At 68.7% G+C, this 16,505-nt stretch carries 17 protein-coding genes; 13 read left to right on the plus strand and 4 right to left on the minus strand.

The features are described from left to right. Nucleotides 1-6: 6 nt before the first annotated feature. A complete protein-coding gene (locus tag DYE23_RS12215) occupies nucleotides 7-1,218 on the minus strand; it encodes an acyl-CoA dehydrogenase family protein (protein WP_013471915.1) in 1,212 nt (403 codons plus the stop codon). A 201-nt stretch (nucleotides 1,219-1,419) separates the two neighbouring features. Between DYE23_RS12215 and DYE23_RS12220 the strand changes: the two genes are divergently transcribed. The 6 genes from DYE23_RS12220 (at nucleotide 1,420) to DYE23_RS12245 (ending at nucleotide 5,245) form a co-directional block, all read left to right on the plus strand. Continuing rightward, nucleotides 1,420-2,175 (plus strand): YebC/PmpR family DNA-binding transcriptional regulator, encoded by a 756-nt coding sequence (locus DYE23_RS12220; protein ID WP_011894680.1) that lies wholly within the window; start codon nucleotides 1,420-1,422, stop codon nucleotides 2,173-2,175. Nucleotides 2,176-2,197: 22 nt separating this feature from the next. Further along, entirely contained in the window at nucleotides 2,198-2,518 is a 321-nt protein-coding gene (locus tag DYE23_RS12225; protein ID WP_011894679.1) for a hypothetical protein, read from the plus strand. An 85-nt stretch (nucleotides 2,519-2,603) separates the two neighbouring features. Further along, nucleotides 2,604-3,182: a crossover junction endodeoxyribonuclease RuvC gene (gene ruvC / locus DYE23_RS12230; protein WP_013471912.1), complete on the plus strand. Its 579-nt coding sequence runs from the start codon at nucleotides 2,604-2,606 to the stop codon at nucleotides 3,180-3,182. Further along, the gene (gene ruvA, locus DYE23_RS12235) at nucleotides 3,179-3,766 is read left to right on the plus strand and encodes a Holliday junction branch migration protein RuvA (RefSeq protein WP_011894677.1); all 588 of its coding nucleotides are present in this window, start codon (nucleotides 3,179-3,181) and stop codon (nucleotides 3,764-3,766) included. Before ruvC ends, ruvA begins: the two co-directional genes overlap by 4 nt. Nucleotides 3,767-3,769: 3 nt before the next feature. Next, a complete protein-coding gene (gene ruvB, locus DYE23_RS12240) occupies nucleotides 3,770-4,843 on the plus strand; it encodes a Holliday junction branch migration DNA helicase RuvB (protein ID WP_115327303.1) in 1,074 nt (357 codons plus the stop codon). A 15-nt stretch (nucleotides 4,844-4,858) separates the two neighbouring features. After that, on the plus strand, nucleotides 4,859-5,245 hold the full coding sequence (locus DYE23_RS12245) for a DUF1304 domain-containing protein (RefSeq protein ID WP_011894675.1): 387 nt from the start codon (nucleotides 4,859-4,861) through the stop codon (nucleotides 5,243-5,245). A 12-nt stretch (nucleotides 5,246-5,257) separates the two neighbouring features. On the opposite strand, the gene DYE23_RS12250 is transcribed toward DYE23_RS12245, so the two are convergent. After that, nucleotides 5,258-6,334, minus strand: a complete 1,077-nt coding sequence (locus DYE23_RS12250) for a GGDEF domain-containing protein (RefSeq protein WP_115327304.1) — start codon at nucleotides 6,332-6,334, stop codon at nucleotides 5,258-5,260. A 152-nt stretch (nucleotides 6,335-6,486) separates the two neighbouring features. Between DYE23_RS12250 and DYE23_RS12255 the strand changes: the two genes are divergently transcribed. After that, nucleotides 6,487-7,152 carry a hypothetical protein gene (locus tag DYE23_RS12255; RefSeq protein ID WP_115327305.1) on the plus strand — a complete coding sequence of 222 codons (666 nt, stop codon included), beginning with the start codon at nucleotides 6,487-6,489 and terminating at the stop codon, nucleotides 7,150-7,152. 148 nt (nucleotides 7,153-7,300) lie between these two features. Further along, entirely contained in the window at nucleotides 7,301-7,660 is a 360-nt protein-coding gene (locus DYE23_RS12260) for a hypothetical protein (RefSeq protein WP_011894672.1), read from the plus strand. Here DYE23_RS12260 and DYE23_RS12265 read toward each other — a convergent pair. Together DYE23_RS12265 and gabT are read right to left on the minus strand one after the other, a co-directional pair. Next, on the minus strand, nucleotides 7,648-9,081 hold the full coding sequence (locus DYE23_RS12265; RefSeq protein ID WP_013471909.1) for a gamma-aminobutyraldehyde dehydrogenase: 1,434 nt from the start codon (nucleotides 9,079-9,081) through the stop codon (nucleotides 7,648-7,650). The genes DYE23_RS12260 and DYE23_RS12265 overlap by 13 nt on opposite strands. 12 nt (nucleotides 9,082-9,093) lie before the next feature. Continuing rightward, on the minus strand, nucleotides 9,094-10,437 hold the full coding sequence (gabT, locus tag DYE23_RS12270; RefSeq protein ID WP_115327306.1) for a 4-aminobutyrate--2-oxoglutarate transaminase: 1,344 nt from the start codon (nucleotides 10,435-10,437) through the stop codon (nucleotides 9,094-9,096). A 328-nt stretch (nucleotides 10,438-10,765) separates the two neighbouring features. On the opposite strand from gabT, the gene yajC reads away from it, so the two are divergent. The 5 genes from yajC to DYE23_RS12295 all read left to right on the plus strand — a co-directional run bounded on the left by yajC (nucleotide 10,766) and on the right by DYE23_RS12295 (nucleotide 16,487). Beyond that, nucleotides 10,766-11,098: a preprotein translocase subunit YajC gene (gene yajC, locus DYE23_RS12275; RefSeq protein ID WP_011894669.1), complete on the plus strand. Its 333-nt coding sequence runs from the start codon at nucleotides 10,766-10,768 to the stop codon at nucleotides 11,096-11,098. A 71-nt stretch (nucleotides 11,099-11,169) separates the two neighbouring features. Then, the gene (gene secD, locus DYE23_RS12280) at nucleotides 11,170-13,023 is read left to right on the plus strand and encodes a protein translocase subunit SecD (RefSeq protein WP_099961385.1); all 1,854 of its coding nucleotides are present in this window, start codon (nucleotides 11,170-11,172) and stop codon (nucleotides 13,021-13,023) included. 3 nt (nucleotides 13,024-13,026) lie between these two features. Continuing rightward, the gene (secF, locus tag DYE23_RS12285; RefSeq protein ID WP_011894667.1) at nucleotides 13,027-14,295 is read left to right on the plus strand and encodes a protein translocase subunit SecF; all 1,269 of its coding nucleotides are present in this window, start codon (nucleotides 13,027-13,029) and stop codon (nucleotides 14,293-14,295) included. Nucleotides 14,296-14,298: 3 nt separating this feature from the next. Next, nucleotides 14,299-15,951, plus strand: coding sequence for an ABC transporter substrate-binding protein (locus tag DYE23_RS12290; protein ID WP_115327307.1), 1,653 nt, complete (start codon nucleotides 14,299-14,301; stop codon nucleotides 15,949-15,951). Further along, nucleotides 15,948-16,487, plus strand: a complete 540-nt coding sequence (locus DYE23_RS12295; protein WP_011894665.1) for an adenine phosphoribosyltransferase — start codon at nucleotides 15,948-15,950, stop codon at nucleotides 16,485-16,487. Before DYE23_RS12290 ends, DYE23_RS12295 begins: the two co-directional genes overlap by 4 nt. The last annotated feature ends 18 nt before the right edge of the window (nucleotides 16,488-16,505 follow it).

Genomic DNA, 16,505 nt, shown 5'->3' on the forward strand with positions numbered 1-16,505 from the left:
TCGCGGTCAGCGGATGGGCAGACCCGTGATCGCGCGGGCCATCACCAGGCGCTGGATCTCGCTGGTGCCCTCGAAGATCGTGAAGATCTTGGCGTCGCGGTGCATCCGCTCGACCGGGTATTCACGGGTGTAGCCGTTGCCGCCGAGGATCTGGATCGCCTCGTCGGTCACGTAGACCGCGGTCTCGCTCGCGACGAGCTTGGCCATCGATCCCTCCGCGGACTCGAATGCCTTGCCGTTGCGCGCCATCCACCCGGCGCGGTAGACCAGCAGCCGAGCGGCGTCGATCCGGGCCTTCATGTCGGCCAGCTTGAACGCGACACCCTGGAACTCGCCGATCTTGCGGCCGAATTGCTCACGCTCGCAGGCGTAGTCGCGGGCGTACTCGAAGGCGGCCCGCGCCACGCCGACCGCCATGGCGCCGACGGTGGGGCGGGTGCGCTCGAACGTCGCCATCGCGGCCTGGCCGGCGGCCTTCTTGCCCTCACGGACCTTCGCGATGCGCGCGTCGAAACGCTCCTTGCCGCCGACGATCATCCGGCCGGGGATGCGGACGTCGTCGAGCACGACCTCGGCGGTGTGCGACGCGCGGATGCCGTGCTTGAGGAACTTCTGCCCCTGGCTCAGACCCTTCGTCCCGGGCGGGATGATGAACGAGACCTGGCCGCGGGTGCCGAGTTCGGGGTAGACGGACGCGACGACGACGTGGACGTTGGCTATACCCCCGTTGGTGGCCCACGTCTTGGTGCCGTTGAGCACCCACTCGTCGGTCGCCTCGTCGTAGCGCGCCCTGGTCAGGATCGAGCCGACGTCGGACCCGGCGTTGGGTTCCGAGGAGCAGAACGCGGCGACCTTGGGATCGTCGACGCTGCCGAACATCTGCGGAACCCATTCGCCGACCTGCTCGGGTGTGCCGTTGGCTGCGACGGACGCGGCGGCCAGCCCGGTGCCCAGGATCGCCAGCGCGATGCCGGCGTCACCCCAGAACATCTCCTCGAACGCGACGATCATGCCGAGTCCGCTCGGTTCGGCGGCCTGCTCGGCGAAGAACTCCATGGAGTACAGCCCGACTTTCGCGGCCTCCTGGATGATCGGCCACGGCGTCTCTTCGCGCTCGTCCCATTCCGCGGCGGCGGGACGGACCACGTCGGCGGCGAACTCGTGGACCCATTTCTGCACGTCCAGCAAGTCCGAGGACAACTCCAGCGAGAATGTCATGGCCGTACCTTACTCTTCAGTAAGATATCTGGGCCATAGGGTGTGGCTCAGCTAACAGTCGTGGGCGCCGTCCGGCCGTGCCGGCGATCGCGGGGTTTGGCGCCGACGACGTCCGGTGTCGGTGAACGCCCACGTAGAATCGTCAACCGGACTTTGATTCAGCTCGACCCGGACGACCGAGACGAAGAAGGTAGTACCTGCATGAGCGGCCATTCCAAGTGGGCCACCACCAAGCACAAGAAGGCCGTGATCGACGCGCGTCGCGGCAAGAACTTCGCCAAGCTCATCAAGAACATCGAGGTGGCGGCCCGCACCGGTGGCGGTGACCCCGGCGGGAACCCGACGCTCTACGACGCGATCCAGAAGGCCAAGAAGAACTCGGTCCCCAACGACAACATCGAGCGCGCCCGCAAGCGCGGCGCGGGCGAAGAGGCCGGCGGCGCCGACTGGCAGAACATCACCTACGAGGGCTACGGCCCCAACGGTGTCGCGATCCTCGTGGAATGTCTGACCGACAACAAGAACCGCGCCGCCGGCGAGGTCCGGGTGGCGATGACCCGCAACGGCGGCAACATGGCCGACCCGGGCTCGGTGGCCTACCTGTTCACCCGCAAGGGCGTGGTGACGCTCGACAAGAACGGGCTCAGCGAGGACGACGTGCTCGCGGCGGTGCTCGACGCCGGCGCCGAGGATGTCAACGATCTGGGTGACAGCTTCGAGATCATCTCCGAGCCCACCGATCTCGTCGCGGTCCGCACGGCTCTGCAGGATGCCGGGATCGAGTACGACTCGGCCGAGGCCAGCTTCCAGCCGTCGGTGTCGGTGCCCGTCGACCTCGACGGTGCCCGCAAGGTGCTCAAGCTCGTCGACGCGCTGGAAGACAGCGACGACGTGCAGGACGTCTACACCAACGTCGACATCCCCGACGACGTCGCCGCGCAGCTCGACGCCGACTGAGGCGCGCGGAACCGCGGCGCGTATGGAGAAGGTCGAAGACTCCGACGGTGTGCAGTGGCGGATCCGCCGCTGGTGGTGGAAGACCGTGCCGTGGGAGACCGGATTCGCGACGCTGGACGCGATGATCTTCCTGATCGTGCTGCCGTTCATGCTGATGTGGCCGTTCTGGCTCGCGGCCAAATGGTGCGGGGTGTCGTGGACGGTCCTCGTCGAATGTGACGGCTCCGAGGTCGCCCGGGAGCGGGTCCGTGGCTGGCGTGCCTCGGGGCAGCGGATCGCCGAACTCGCCGAGTCGGCCCGGGCGGGCACACTGGCCCCGACGCTGGAGTCATCGGAGTCCTGAGGTGCGCGGGGCGCGTGTCCCTGCCCGCTCCCGTCGGTCGCAGAAGCTAAGCTCTCGAACAAATGTTCACCGTGAAGGAGCTGGCGTGCGGGTGATGGGAGTCGACCCGGGACTGACCCGGTGCGGCCTGTCGGTCATCGAGAGCGGCCGGGGCCGGCAGGTGATCGCCCTCGATGTCGACGTGGTGCGCACGCCGTCGGATCATCCTCTGGCGCATCGCCTGTTGGCCATCAGCAACGCCGTCGAACACTGGCTGGACACCCACCGTCCCGACGTGATCGCCATCGAGCGGGTGTTCTCCAATCAGAACGCCAACACCGCGATGGGGACCGCGCAGGCCGGTGGTGTGGTCGCGCTGGCCGCCGCGCGGCGCGACATCGATGTGCACTTCCACACGCCCAGTGAGGTGAAGGCCGCGGTCACCGGCAACGGCCGCGCCGACAAGGCCCAGGTCACCGAGATGGTCACCAGAATCCTTGCGCTGCAACAGAAGCCGACTCCAGCCGACGCGGCCGACGCGCTGGCGCTCGCGATCTGTCACTGCTGGCGTGCGCCGATGATCTCACGGATGGCGGCCGCCGAGGAGATGGCCGCCGAGCAGCGCCGCAAGTACCAGGCGACCCTCAAGGCGAAGACGCGCCAGGTCTCACGGAGCGCCCGGTGATCGCGTCGGTGCGCGGCGAGGTCCTCGACATCGCGCTCGACCACGTCGTCATCGAAGCCGCGGGCGTGGGATACAAGGTCATGGCGACGCCGGCGACACTCGCGACGTTGCGCCGCGGCTCCGAGGCCAGGCTGATCACCGCGATGATCGTGCGCGAGGACTCCCAGACGCTCTACGGGTTCGCCGACTCCGACGCCCGCGATCTGTTCCTCACGCTGCTCGGGGTCTCGGGTATCGGCCCCAGCATCGCGCTCGGTGCCCTGGCGATGTACGACGGGCCGACGCTGCGGCAGGCCATCGGCGACGGTGATCTGACCGCGTTGACGCGAATCCCGAAGGTGGGCAAGAAGACCGCCGAGCTGCTGGCGCTCACCCTGCGTGACAAGGTCGGGTCCTCGACGTCCTCGGGCGTCGCCGCTGCCGGCGGGCACGGCATCCGGGGCCCGGTGGTCGAGGCGCTCGTCGGTCTGGGTTTCGCGGTCAAGCAGGCCGAGGAGGCCACCGACAAGGTGCTGGCCAACGACCCGGAGGCGACGACGTCGAGCGCCCTGCGCGCCGCGCTGTCGATGCTGGGGAAGAAGTAGCCGATGGGTCGCTTCTCCAATGCCGACGGCCCCGGCGACGACGCCGACGAGCGCGAGGTCGCGCCGGCGCTGACGGTCGGCGAAGGTGACATCGACGCCAGCCTGCGGCCGAGATCGCTGGGCGAGTTCATCGGTCAGCCCAGGGTGCGGGAACAGCTCCAGCTTGTTCTGGAAGGCGCCAAGAATCGCGGCGGCACCCCGGACCACATCCTGCTGTCGGGTCCGCCGGGCCTGGGCAAGACCTCGCTGGCGATGATCATCGCCGCGGAGCTGGGTTCGTCGCTGCGGGTGACCTCGGGACCCGCGCTGGAACGCGCCGGCGACCTCGCCGCGATGTTGTCCAACCTCATCGAGGGTGACGTGCTGTTCATCGACGAGATCCACCGGATCGCGCGGCCCGCCGAGGAGATGCTCTATCTCGCCATGGAGGACTTCCGGGTCGACGTGGTCGTGGGCAAAGGCCCTGGGGCGACGTCGATTCCGCTGGAGGTCGCGCCGTTCACCCTGGTCGGGGCGACCACCCGGTCCGGCGCGCTGACCGGTCCGCTGCGCGACCGCTTCGGCTTCACCGCGCACATGGACTTCTACGAGCCCGCCGAGCTGGAACGCGTCCTGGCCCGGTCGGCCGGGATCCTCGGCATCGAGCTCGGCGCCGAGGCCGGGGCCGAGATCGCCCGCCGTTCGAGGGGCACGCCGCGTATCGCCAACCGGTTGCTGCGCCGCGTCCGTGACTACGCCGAGGTGCGCGCCGACGGCGTCATCACCCGTGACATCGCCAAGTACGCCCTGGAGGTCTACGACGTCGACGAGCTCGGCCTCGACCGCCTCGACCGCGCGGTGCTCTCGGCGCTGACCCGCAGCTTCGGTGGGGGACCGGTCGGGGTGTCGACCCTGGCGGTGGCCGTGGGTGAGGAGGCGACCACGGTGGAGGAGGTCTGCGAACCGTTCCTGGTGCGGGCCGGCATGATCGCACGCACTCCGAGAGGGCGGGTCGCGACCGCGCAGGCCTGGAAACATCTCGGGATGACGCCGCCCGCCGGGGCGGGCGGTCTCGGACAGGTGGGTCTGTTCGAATGACAGGAGCGTGATCGCATGCAGTTGGCAGGCCTCATCGTGGCGGTGCTGGCCGCCGTTTTGCACGGCTACATCTTCGTGATGGAGTCGCTGACCTGGACCTCACCGCGCACCCGAGCGGTGTTCGGTCTTACGGCCGAGGAGGCGGAGGCCACCAGGATGCTGGCCTTCAACCAGGGGTTCTACAACCTGTTCCTCGGCATCGTCACCGTCGTCGGTGTGGTCTTCGCGCTCACCGGTGACACCGCGGTGGGGCGGGCGCTGGTGTTCGCCGGCGTCGGCTCGATGCTCGCCGCCGCCGTGGTCCTGCTGGCGTCGTCGCCGGAGAAGGCGCGCGCGGCCGTGACCCAGGGGGCGCTGCCACTGGTGGCGATCGTGCTGCTGGTGGTCGGGGCCGTGTTGTAGCGTCCGGGCAGCTCAGGCCGCCGACTCGCGGGCGCGCCGATACTGGTTGCCGCCGGACCGTTTGGCCTCGTACATCGCGGAGTCGGCGGCCTCGATCAGGTCGCCGAGAAGCTCCCGGGTGTCGGCGTCCCCGTTCAGCCGGCGACAGGCGACACCGACACTGGCCGTGATGCCCCACGACGTCGATGCGATCGCCAGTCGCAGCCTCTCGGCCAGAGCCTCGGCGTCGTCGTCGCGGGTGGCCTCGGCGATCAGGAACTCCTCACCCCCGACCCGGCCCACGACGGCCTCGCCGCGGGCGCAGTGGCACAGGCACCCGCTGATGCTGACGAGCAGGCGGTCACCGGTGGCGTGGCCGCGGGTGTCATTGATCTGTTTGAAGCGGTCCAGGTCGATCATCGCCACGGTCAGGAAGTTCAGATCCCGGTCGGGTGCGGCTCTGAGAAGGCGGCGCACCGACCGGTAGAAGCCGCGGCGGTTGCGCAGTCCCGTCAGCGGGTCGGTGTGCGAGTGCAGGGCGTCGTCCCCGAGCAGATGCACGAGGACCTGGGCGGAGAACGGCACGGCCAGCACGGCGACGGCGATCATCATGAATGCGACCGCGGCCAGGTAGGCGTCCCCGCCGGCCGTGATGTCGGCGGTGCAGATGATCGCCACCCCCGCGGCTGTCGCGAGCACCATCACCAGGTAGTGGCTGGAGTGGAAGAACGCCACATAGCCGGCGAGCGCCGCGAACGTGATACAGCCGAGCAGTCCGGTCAGTGGGTCCGGCCACGAGAGGGCCACGACGGCGATGCTGATGTTGGACAGGATCGAGAACGCGATCGACTCGGCTCTGGTGGGCCAGTGCAGAAACCACACCCCGGCCATCAGCGCGCAGAGCACGGACAGGACGAGGCCGGCCGCCACGCCGAAGCCGGTGTCGGGGCCGGAAGGACTGAGCACCATCAGGGCCGGAACGATCGCGAGCACGAGGTTGATGAGGCCCATCATGCGGCGTGTGAAGCCCTGCAGATTCCGGTCGCCGAGGTACCCCGACAGCCAGTGGTAATGGTCGGGCTGCGCCCACCGCTGGCGAATTCGGCTCACGTCCCGATGGTAGTGAAAGGTCGTCAATAGGCGCGCGTGTCAGTTTCTGGCAACGATCGCGTCGGCCCTCCTATGGGGGGCGGTGCGCCGTGGCCGGTTATCGCTTCCGCAGTCTGGGTATGCGCTGATCACCTGTAGGAAAGGTGAGGACCATGGCCGACACGACGACCCGGGCAGGCCGGGGCACGATGCAGATTCCGCGGAGCAGGGGCGCCGTCAGCGGCCTGCTCATCGTGGCTTTGGGCGTATGGGGCGCGCTGATTCCGTTCGTGGGCCCACTCTTCGACTTCGCGTTCAGCCCTGACCGTCCGTGGGCGTGGACCGCGGGCCGCGGATGGTTGCAGGTGCTGCCCGGACTGGTCGCGGTCCTGGGCGGGCTTCTGCTGTTCGCCTCCCGCAATCGCGCCACCGCGATGCTCGGCAGCTGGATGGCGGTGGCGGCGGGTGCCTGGTTCGTCGTGGGGCGTGCCGTGGCCGGCCCGTTGGGCCTCGGGAACGCTGGTGAGCCCGTTGCCGCCACCGAGGCGCACCGGGTGTGGCTGGAGCTGACCTACTTCTCCGGACTCGGTGCTCTGATCATCTTCCTGGCTGCGCTGGCGGCCGGGAGGTTGTCGGTGCGTAGCGTCCGCGACATCGCCTACCGGGACTCCCGGGCCCAGACCGTGGACGACCCCACGGTCACCGACACCTCGGGATGGTCGCAGCACGGGCCCGCCACCGGTACCGGACCCGATGCGGTGACCGAGCCCGTGGGTCGCCGCCGACGGAGCCTGTTCGGCCGGCGCCGCCGCGACTCCAGGGACACCCTGACCGTCTAGGCGTACCGCGACATTCGGCCCGGGTAGAGACCTCGAGCACAGGGCGACCGGCGGCGTCGACCACGCCACAGAAGGGCCGCGCGAGGTCGGTTCCCTCGTCGCAACTGGGTACTGTTGGCTAGCCAGCCTAAGAAACCCGGAGGCGTAAGTGAACCTGCCGTCGCACCCGCTCGCGGAACTGTTCTCCGCCCGGTTGTCGTGCGCGCCCGTCGACGACGCCCCCGCCGTGGTACTCGGACCCCGGATGGTCAACGTGTGCACCGCGCTCGGCGCACCGCTGAGGGATTGGTGGCAGGTCTGTGAATGGGCGTCGCGCCTCGACGACGACCGGGTGCGCGACACCTTCGGTGCCTACGTGGACGTGCTGGTGGCCGATCGCTGCGTGCGACTCGGAGACGACCTGGTGTCGGAGTTGATCGTTCACGAGGTCGACGGCGATGGCTTGACGGCGGACGAGATCCGCACGCTCCTGGTCGATTTCGTGCAGGCGGCGGCTCAGCCGGTGTAAGCCATCACGTGCTTGATGCGCGTGTAGTCCTCCAGGCCGTACATCGACAGGTCCTTACCGTGGCCCGAGGACTTGAACCCGCCGTGCGGCATCTCGGCGACCAGCGGGATGTGGGTGTTGATCCACACGCACCCGAAGTCCAGCGCGTTGGAGACCCGCAGGGCACGGGAGACGTCCTTGGTCCACACCGACGATGCCAGGCCGTACTCGACGCCGTTGGCGTAGCCGATCGCCTCGTCCTCATCGGTGAACGACTGCACGGTGATCACCGGTCCGAAGATCTCCTGCTGAATCAGCCGGTCGTCTTGACGCAATCCGCCGACCACCGTGGGCTCGACGTAGAAACCCTTGTCGCCCTGGCGGTTTCCGCCGACTGCGACTGTGGCGTGGGACGGGATGTCGGAGAAGAACGACAGCACCCGCTCCATCTGGTTGACGTTGTTGACCGGCGGAACCCATGCGTCCTCGTCGTCGGCGGGGCGACCGAAGGTCGTCGTCGCTCCCTTGGCCTGTTCGGCGAGCGCCGCGGTCAGATCCGCGGCGATCGACGCGGACGCGAGCACCCGGGTGGCTGCCGTGCAGTCCTGGCCGGCGTTGAAGTATCCCGCCGTCGCGATGCCTTCGGCCGTGGCAGCGAGGTCGGCGTCGTCGAAGACGATCACCGGCGCCTTGCCGCCCAGCTCCAGGTGGGTGCGCTTGAGATTCCCGCCGGCGCTGACGGCCACGGCCTTGCCCGCCGCCACCGATCCGGTGATGGCGACCATTTCCGGCGTCGGGTGCGACACCAGATTCGCTCCGGTGACCCGGTCACCGGTCACGACGTTGAGGACGCCCGGGGGCAGGTGCTTGGCGGCGAGCTCGGCGAGCATCACCGTCGTGACCGGCGTGGTGTCGCTGGGCTTGATCACCACGGTGTTGCCCGCCGCGACGGCCGGGCAGATCTTCCAGATCGCCATCATCATCGGGTAGTTCCAGGGCGCCACCTGACCGATGACTCCGACCGGTTCGCGCCTGATCCACGAGGTGTGGTCGGCCATGTACTCACCGGCCGATTTGCCCTCCAGCACCCGCGCCGCGCCGGCGAAGAAGCGGATCTGGTCGACCATCGGCGGGATCTCCTCGACCGCCGTCACGTGGTTGGGCTTGCCGGTGTTGCGGCCCTCCGCGGCAACAAGAGCGTCCGCGTTCCTTTCCACCTCGTCGGCGAAGTCGAGCAGTGCCTTCTGCCGCTGCGACGGGGTGGTCTTCTTCCATTCCTTGAACGCGCCGGAGGCCGCGGCGTACGCGTTGTCGATGTCCTGCTCGTTGGACACCGGGGCGGTGCCGTACTGCTCGCCGGTGCTCGGGTCGATCAGCGGCATCGTCGCACCGCCCGTCGAATCGACCAGCTCGCCGCCGATGAAGTTCTTGACCGTGGTCATGCTCAGCTCCTTCTACAGGTCGCGCAGGATGAGTTCGAGGATGTCGAGGCCTTCGAGCAGGAGGTCGTCGCTGATGGCCAGCGGCGGCAGGAATCGCAGCACGTTGCCGAACGTGCCGCAGGACAACACGATGACCCCCGCCGCGTGTGCGGCGGTCAGCAACTTCCGGGTGAGCTCCGGGTCCGGCTCCAGGGTTCCGGACTTGACGAGCTCGACGGCGATCATCGCGCCCCTGCCGCGGACATCGCCGATGCGGTCGTCCTCGGCCTGCATGCGACCCAGCCTGTCCTTCATCAGCGCTTCGATCTGCGCCGCCCGCGCCACCAGGTTGTCGGACTCGATGGTCTCGATGGTGGCGAGGGCCGCCGCGCACGCGACCGGGTTGCCGCCGTACGTGCCGCCGAGGCCGCTGACATGCGGGGCGTCCATGATGTCGGCGCGGCCGGTGACCGCCGACAGGGGCATGCCGCCGGCGATGCCCTTCGCGGTCACGATGAGGTCGGGGACGATGCTCTCGTGCTCGCAGGCGAACATCGCGCCGGTACGCGCGAACCCGGTCTGCACCTCGTCGGCGATGAACACGACGTCGTTGGCCCGGCACCAGTCCAGCAGCGTCGGCAGGAAACCCTCGGCGGGCACGATGAAACCGCCCTCGCCCTGGATCGGCTCGATGATCACCGCGGCGAGATTGCCGGCGCCGACCTGCTTGTCGATCACGGTGATCGCACGACGCGCGGCCAACTCGCCGTCGGTGGCCAGCTCCTTACCGCCGAACTCGGCGTCGCGGAACGGATAGGACATCGGGGCACGGTAGATCTCCGGGGTGAAGGGTCCGAACCCGTGCTTGTAGGGCATCGACTTCGCGGTGAGCGCCATCGTGAGGTTGGTGCGGCCGTGATAGGCGTGGTCGAAGGACACGACCGCCTGCTTGCGTGTGAATGTCCTGGCAATCTTGACCGCGTTCTCGACGGCCTCGGAGCCGGAGTTGAACAACGCCGACCGCTTGTCGCCGTCTCCGGGTGTCAGCCGGTTGAGGGCCTCGGCGACCGCGACGTATCCCTCGTACGGGGTGACCATGAAGCACGTGTGGGTGAACTCGGCTGCCTGGGAGGCGACGGCCTCCACCACCCGCGGTGACGCGTTGCCGACGGTGGTGACCGCGATCCCGGAGCCCAGATCGATCAGCCGGTTGCCGTCGACGTCCTCGACGATGCCCCCGAAGGCGCGCGCCGCGTAGACCGGCATGGTGGTGCCGACGCCGCGGGACACCGCCGTGTTCTTTCGGCTCGCCAGTTCCACGGACCGGGGGCCGGGAATCGCGGTGGCGAGGTGGCGGCTCTGTTCGAGAGCGCTCACAGGAGACCTCCTACAGGGCCCGGGGCCGGACGGTGATTCGACGCGTGGCGCGTACGTGTGGAGCCTAGTCGCTGTGCGCATCGATCCGTCGACTACCGGCGCAGACGATGACGAAATCATCGCAGAGACTCACGAACCGCGACGGATTTCGTCGGTGAAGCGGGCACGGAAACGCGCCGGGCGGACGGGGGGCGTCGGTGGGGCCCGCCGCAATGGCACACTGGACACCTGAGTCTTGGTCGACGGGCTCCCGCCGGGTCGGGCGGGGAGCGCCGGACGCGGGACCGACACCAAGAGAATTCTCAAAACGTAGAGAGACGCTGTCGCCATGGATCTGGTCGTATTTTTGCCCCTGCTCATCATCATGGGCGCCTTCATGTACTTCGCGTCGCGGCGGCAGAAGAAGGCGATGCAGGCCACCATCGACCTGCACAACTCGCTGGAGATCGGCGACCGGATCCACACCACCTCGGGGCTTCAGGGCACCATCACCGGGATCGGCGACGACTACGTCGACGTCGAGATCGCGCCGGGGGTCGTGACGACCTGGATGAAACTCGCGGTACGTGATCGCATCGTCGACGATGTCGAGGACGACGCAGAGCTCGACGACGAGTCGGCCGTCGAGATCACCGAACGCCCCAACTTGAACAAAGACTGACGGCTGAGATCTCAGCAGCAGCACGTACTCTTTGCGGTGCTGACGACCTGATCTCGAGGAGAATCTGAAACGTGGCATCGTCTTCGACGGTTCACCCTGCCCGCTACCTGGCTTTGTTCCTGGTGTTGCTCATCGGCGCGTTCCTGCTGGTGTTCTTCACCGGCGACAAGAAGCCGGACCCGAAGCTGGGCATCGACCTGCAAGGTGGCACCCGTGTCACCCTGACGGCGCGTACCCCCGACGGTTCGGAGCCGTCGCGCGACGCGTTGCTCCAGGCCCAGCAGATCATCAGTGCCCGCGTCGACGGCCTGGGCGTCTCGGGGTCCGAGGTCATCATCGATGGCAACAACCTCGTGATCACGGTGCCCGGGGACGACACCAGCGAGGCCCGCAGCCTGGGGCAGACCGCACGTCTGTACATCCGTCCCGTCGTCCACGCGATCCCGGCAGGCGAGGGTGCGGCACCGGGCGGCGCGCCCGAGGGGATGCCACCGGGCGCGATCCCGGGCATGCCGGGGGGAGTCCCCGGGATGCCTCCGGGTGCGATTCCCGGGATGCCGCCGGGCGCGATCCCGGGCATGCCGGGGGGTGCGATGCCGGGTATGCCGGAGGGCGCGATGCCGCTGCCGCCGGGAGCGCTTCAGGGCGGACCCGGCGGGCCGGGCGAACCCGTCGCGCCGGCGCCACAGCCGCGTCCGTTCCCGCAGCAGCCGGCGCCGAGTCCGGCTCCCGAACCCCCCGCCGATCCGGCGGCGCCGATCCCGCCCGGCACCCCTGCGGGGCCCGGCGGAATGCCGGCCGATGACGAGAACCTGTCGCTGGCCGACCAGATCAAACAGGAGAAGCTGCGCAGGCAGAGCTCCGACCAGATGATCCAGATCCTCGCCATGCAGCTTCAGGCGAGTCAGTGCGGTCAGGAAGATGTGCTCGCCGGCAACGACGACCCGAACCTGCCGCTGATCACCTGCTCGCAGGACGGCACGACCGTCTACCTGCTGGACAAGTCGATCATCGCCGGCGAAGAGATCGCGAATGCGACATCGGGCCTCAACCAGCAGGCCGGCGAGTACGTCGTCGACCTCGAGTTCAAGGATCAGGGCTCCAAGACCTGGGCGGAGTTCACCGCCGCCAACGTCGGGGTGCAGACCGCCTTCGTGCTCGACTCCAAGGTGGTCAGCGCGCCGGTCATCAATGAGCCCATCCCCGGCGGCAAGACCCAGATCACCGGGCAGTTCACCCAGGACACCGCCCGCGAGCTGGCCAACGTGCTCAAGTACGGGTCGCTGCCGCTGTCGTTCGAGTCCTCCGAGGCCGAGACGGTCTCCGCGACGCTCGGGCTGTCCTCGCTGCGGGCGGGGCTGATCGCGGGTGCGGTCGGTCTGGCCGCGGTGCTGTTGTACTCGCTGCTCTACTACCGGGCGCTCGGCGTGCTCATCGCGCTGTCGCTGGTGGCCTCGGGTGCGATGGTGTTCGCGATCCTCGTGCTGCTCGGCAGGTACATCAACTACACACTCGATCTCGCCGGTATCGCCGGTCTGATCATCGGTATCGGTATGACGGCCGACTCGTTCGTGGTGTTCTTCGAACGCATCAAGGACGAGATCCGGGAAGGACGCTCGTTCCGGTCGGCGGTGCCCCGCGGCTGGGCCCGTGCCCGCAAGACGATCCTGTCCGGTAACGCCGTGACCTTCCTCGCCGCCGCGGTGCTGTACTTCCTGGCGGTCGGACAGGTGAAGGGCTTCGCGTTCACGCTCGGCCTCACCACGATCCTCGACGTGGTCGTCGTGTTCCTCGTGACGTGGCCGCTGGTCTACCTGGCGTCGAAGTCGCCGCTGTGGGCCAAGCCGTCGTTGAACGGGCTCGGCGCCGTCCAGCAGATCGCACGCGAACGCCGAGCGGCCGCCACCGCGGCGGGACGGGGATAGACCATGGCCACAGGAAACCGCACCGACGTCGAGTCGGGCGCCGTCGAAGCCGCCGATCTGGAAGCCGCTTCGATCAATGCCCCCAAGCACGGCTTCTTCGTCCGCCTCTACACCGGCACCGGCGCCTTCGAGGTCGTCGGCAAACGCAAGCTCTGGTACACCGTCAGTGCCCTGATCGTGGCCGTGTCGATCGGCGCGATGATCCTGCGCGGGTTCACCTTCGGGATCGACTTCGAGGGCGGCACCAAGGTGTCGTTCCCGCGCAGCGACACCCAGGCCACCACACAGCAGGTCGAGACGGTCTTCAACGACACCATCGGCAGCCCGCCGGAAGCGGTCGTGATCGTCGGCAGCGGTGACTCGGCCACCTTCCAGATCCGGTCGGAAACGCTGACCAACGACGAGATCATCGAGCTGCGCACCGCGTTGTTCGACGCGTTCCAGCCCGTCGGTCCGGACGGCCAGCCCAGTGAGCAGGCGGTCAGCGACTCGGCGGTGTCGGAGACCTGGGGCGGCCAGATCACCCAGAAGGCGCTGATCGCGCTGGTGGTGTTCCTGATACTGGCGGCCATCTACATCACCGTGCGCTACGAGTGGTCCATGGCGCTCGCGGCGCTGGCCACCCTGGTGTTCGACCTGGTGGTGACCGCGGGCGTGTACGCGCTCGTCGGCTTCGAGGTCACCCCGGCCACCGTGATCGGCCTGCTGACGATTCTGGGCTTCTCGCTCTACGACACGGTGATCGTGTTCGACAAGGTCGAGGAGAACACCGACGGCTTCGAGCACACCACCCGCCGCACCTACGCCGAGCAGGCCAACCTGGCGGTCAACCAGACCTTCATGCGCTCGATCAACACCAGTGTGATCTCGGTGCTGCCGATCATCGCGCTGATGGTGATCGCGGTGTGGTTGCTCGGTGTCGGCACATTGATGGACCTGGCCCTCGTGCAGCTGGTCGGTGTCATCGTCGGCACCTACTCGTCGATCTACTTCGCGACCCCGCTGCTGGTCAGCCTCCGGGAACGCACCGAGGCGGTGCGCAAGCACAACCGGCGCGTGCACAACCGGCGTCAGACCGCGGCGGCCAAGGCCGCCGGCGTCGAGGTCGACGACGAGATCTCCGAGAGCGCCACGAAGTCGGAGGCCGTCGCCGCGGCGGTCGCGGCGCAGACGGCCCCGGCCGACAAGCCCGCCCCCGGGGCGCGTCCGGTGCGGCCCACCAGCAGCCGGACCGGGCGGCCGTCGGGTAAGCGCACGCCCCGGAACCGGTAACCGATGGCAGGCCGTTGGCGTGCGCTGACCGCGGTGCTCGCGGTGGTGGGCGGACTCGGGCTCACCTCCTGCGGCGAGGCCACCGCCGACTCCGTCGACTACGCCGTGGACGGAGTGCTGACCAGCTACAACACCAACACGGTCGTGGGCGCCGCCTCGGCAGGGCCGCAGGCGTTCGCGCGGGTGCTCACCGGCTTCAGCTACCACGGGCCCGAGGGCCAGATCGTCGGTGACCACGACTTCGGCACGATCTCGGTGGTCGGGCGGACCCCGCTGATCCTCGACTATGAGATCAAGCCGGAAGCGGTCTACTCCGACGGCAAACCCATCACCTGCGATGACATGGTGCTCGCGTGGGCGTCGCAGTCCGGCCGGTTCCCGGCGTTCGACGCGGCCAGCCGTTCGGGCTACGCCGACATCGCCGCGATCGAATGCGCGCCGGGACAGAAGAAGGCCCGGGTGTCGTTCGCGCCGGAGCGGGCGTTCACCGACTACGGGCAGTTGTTCACGGCGACGTCGATGATGCCGTCCCATGTCGTCGGCGACGTGCTCGGGCTCGGAGACGGTGCCGTCACGACCGCGCTGCTGAACAACGACATCCCGGCCGCCGAGCGCATCGCGCAGGTGTGGAACACGACCTGGAACCTCGGTCCGGATCTGGACCTCAAGAAGTTCCCGTCGTCGGGCCCCTACAAGCTCGACTCCGTCACCGCCGACGGCGCCGTGGTGCTGGTCGCCAACGACAAGTGGTGGGGCGCCAAGCCGGTCACCGACCGTGTCACCGTCTGGCCCCGCAGCCCCGACATCCAGGACCGCGTCAACGAGGGCGCCTACGACGTCGTCGACATCGCCGCCGGCTCCTCGGGCACCCTGAACGTGCCCGACGACTACGTCCGCACGGACGCCCCGTCGGCGGGCATCGAGCAGCTGATCTTCGCGCCCGAGGGAGCGTTGGCGGCCGTGCCCGCCCGGCGCGCGCTGGCGTTCTGCACCCCGCGCGACGTGATCGCCCGCAACGCCGAGGTTCCCGTGGTCAACGCCCGCCTCACCACCGCCACCGCCACCGAGGACGCCATCGGGTCGGCCGAGCTGACGCCGCAGATCAACGAGTTCGCGGTGGCCAATCCCGACGCTGCGCGCCAGGCGCTCGGCAACACACCGCTGACCGTGCGCATCGGCTATCAGACGCCGAACGCCCGGCTGGCGGCGACGGTCGGCACCATCGCGAAGGCCTGCGCCCCGGCCGGTATCACCGTGCAGGACGCGGCGAATGCCGACACCGGGCCGACGGCGTTGCGGGACAATCAGATCGACGTGTTGATCGCGAGCACCGGGGGAGCGGCGGGCAGCGGGTCGTCGGGCTCGTCGGCGGTGGACGCCTACACGCTGCACAGCGGCAACGGCAACAACCTGCCCCGCTACGCCAACGGGCGCATCGACGCGATCATCTCCACGCTGGCGGTGACCACCGACCCCAAGGAGTTCGCCCGGCTCCTCGGCGAGGCCGGCCCGATCCTCTGGGCGGATATGCCGACGCTGCCGCTGTACCGTCAGCAGCGGACGCTGCTCACCTCGACCAAGATGTCCGCGGTGATCGGCAACCCGACACGATGGGGAGCGGGCTGGAACATGGACCGTTGGAAGCTCAGCCGGTGAGTGGCGAACCGGGCACCGACATCGCCGAGGTCATCAGATCGCTGATGCGTGAGGTGCCCGACTTTCCCGAGCCGGGCGTCCACTTCAAGGATCTGACGCCGGTGCTGGCCGACGCGTACGGCCTGGCGGAGGTGAGCCGTGCGATCGCCGACTCCGCGCGGGGGGCGGACCTGGTGGCCGGTGTCGACGCCCGCGGGTTCCTGCTCGGCGGGGCGGTCGCGGTGACCCTGGGGATCGGCGTGCTGGCGGTCCGCAAGGGTGGCAAGCTGCCGCCTCCCGTTCTCGGTGAGACCTACACCCTCGAATACGGTTCCGCCACTCTGGAAGTACCGGCCGACGGTGTCGAGCTCGCGGGGCGTTCGGTGGTCGTGATCGACGACGTGCTGGCGACCGGCGGAACACTGGCCGCCGCTCATCAGTTGCTCACGAAGGCGGGCGCGAACGTGACCGGCGCCGTGGTGATGATGGAGCTCACGGCCCTGGGCGGGCGCGCGGCGGTCGACCCGCTCGAGGTCACGAGCTTGTACAGCGTCTGAGCGGATATCCTGCCAGGA

Source organism: Mycolicibacterium gilvum, assembly GCF_900454025.1.
In the GTDB taxonomy this organism is placed as follows: domain Bacteria; phylum Actinomycetota; class Actinomycetes; order Mycobacteriales; family Mycobacteriaceae; genus Mycobacterium; species Mycobacterium gilvum.

Excerpts from the sequence above, each read along its gene's own strand:
- yajC (WP_011894669.1), top strand. The coding sequence starts at position 10,766 with ATGGATCTGGTCGTATTTTTGCCCCTGCTCATCATCATGGGCGCCTTC.
- secF (WP_011894667.1), top strand. The coding sequence starts at position 13,027 with ATGGCCACAGGAAACCGCACCGACGTCGAGTCGGGCGCCGTCGAAGCC.
- DYE23_RS12245 (WP_011894675.1), top strand. The coding sequence starts at position 4,859 with ATGCAGTTGGCAGGCCTCATCGTGGCGGTGCTGGCCGCCGTTTTGCAC.
- DYE23_RS12215 (WP_013471915.1), bottom strand. The coding sequence starts at position 1,218 with ATGACATTCTCGCTGGAGTTGTCCTCGGACTTGCTGGACGTGCAGAAA.
- DYE23_RS12290 (WP_115327307.1), top strand. The coding sequence starts at position 14,299 with ATGGCAGGCCGTTGGCGTGCGCTGACCGCGGTGCTCGCGGTGGTGGGC.
- DYE23_RS12265 (WP_013471909.1), bottom strand. The coding sequence starts at position 9,081 with ATGACCACGGTCAAGAACTTCATCGGCGGCGAGCTGGTCGATTCGACG.
- DYE23_RS12220 (WP_011894680.1), top strand. The coding sequence starts at position 1,420 with ATGAGCGGCCATTCCAAGTGGGCCACCACCAAGCACAAGAAGGCCGTG.
- DYE23_RS12255 (WP_115327305.1), top strand. The coding sequence starts at position 6,487 with ATGGCCGACACGACGACCCGGGCAGGCCGGGGCACGATGCAGATTCCG.
- ruvB (WP_115327303.1), top strand. The coding sequence starts at position 3,770 with ATGGGTCGCTTCTCCAATGCCGACGGCCCCGGCGACGACGCCGACGAG.
- DYE23_RS12225 (WP_011894679.1), top strand. The coding sequence starts at position 2,198 with ATGGAGAAGGTCGAAGACTCCGACGGTGTGCAGTGGCGGATCCGCCGC.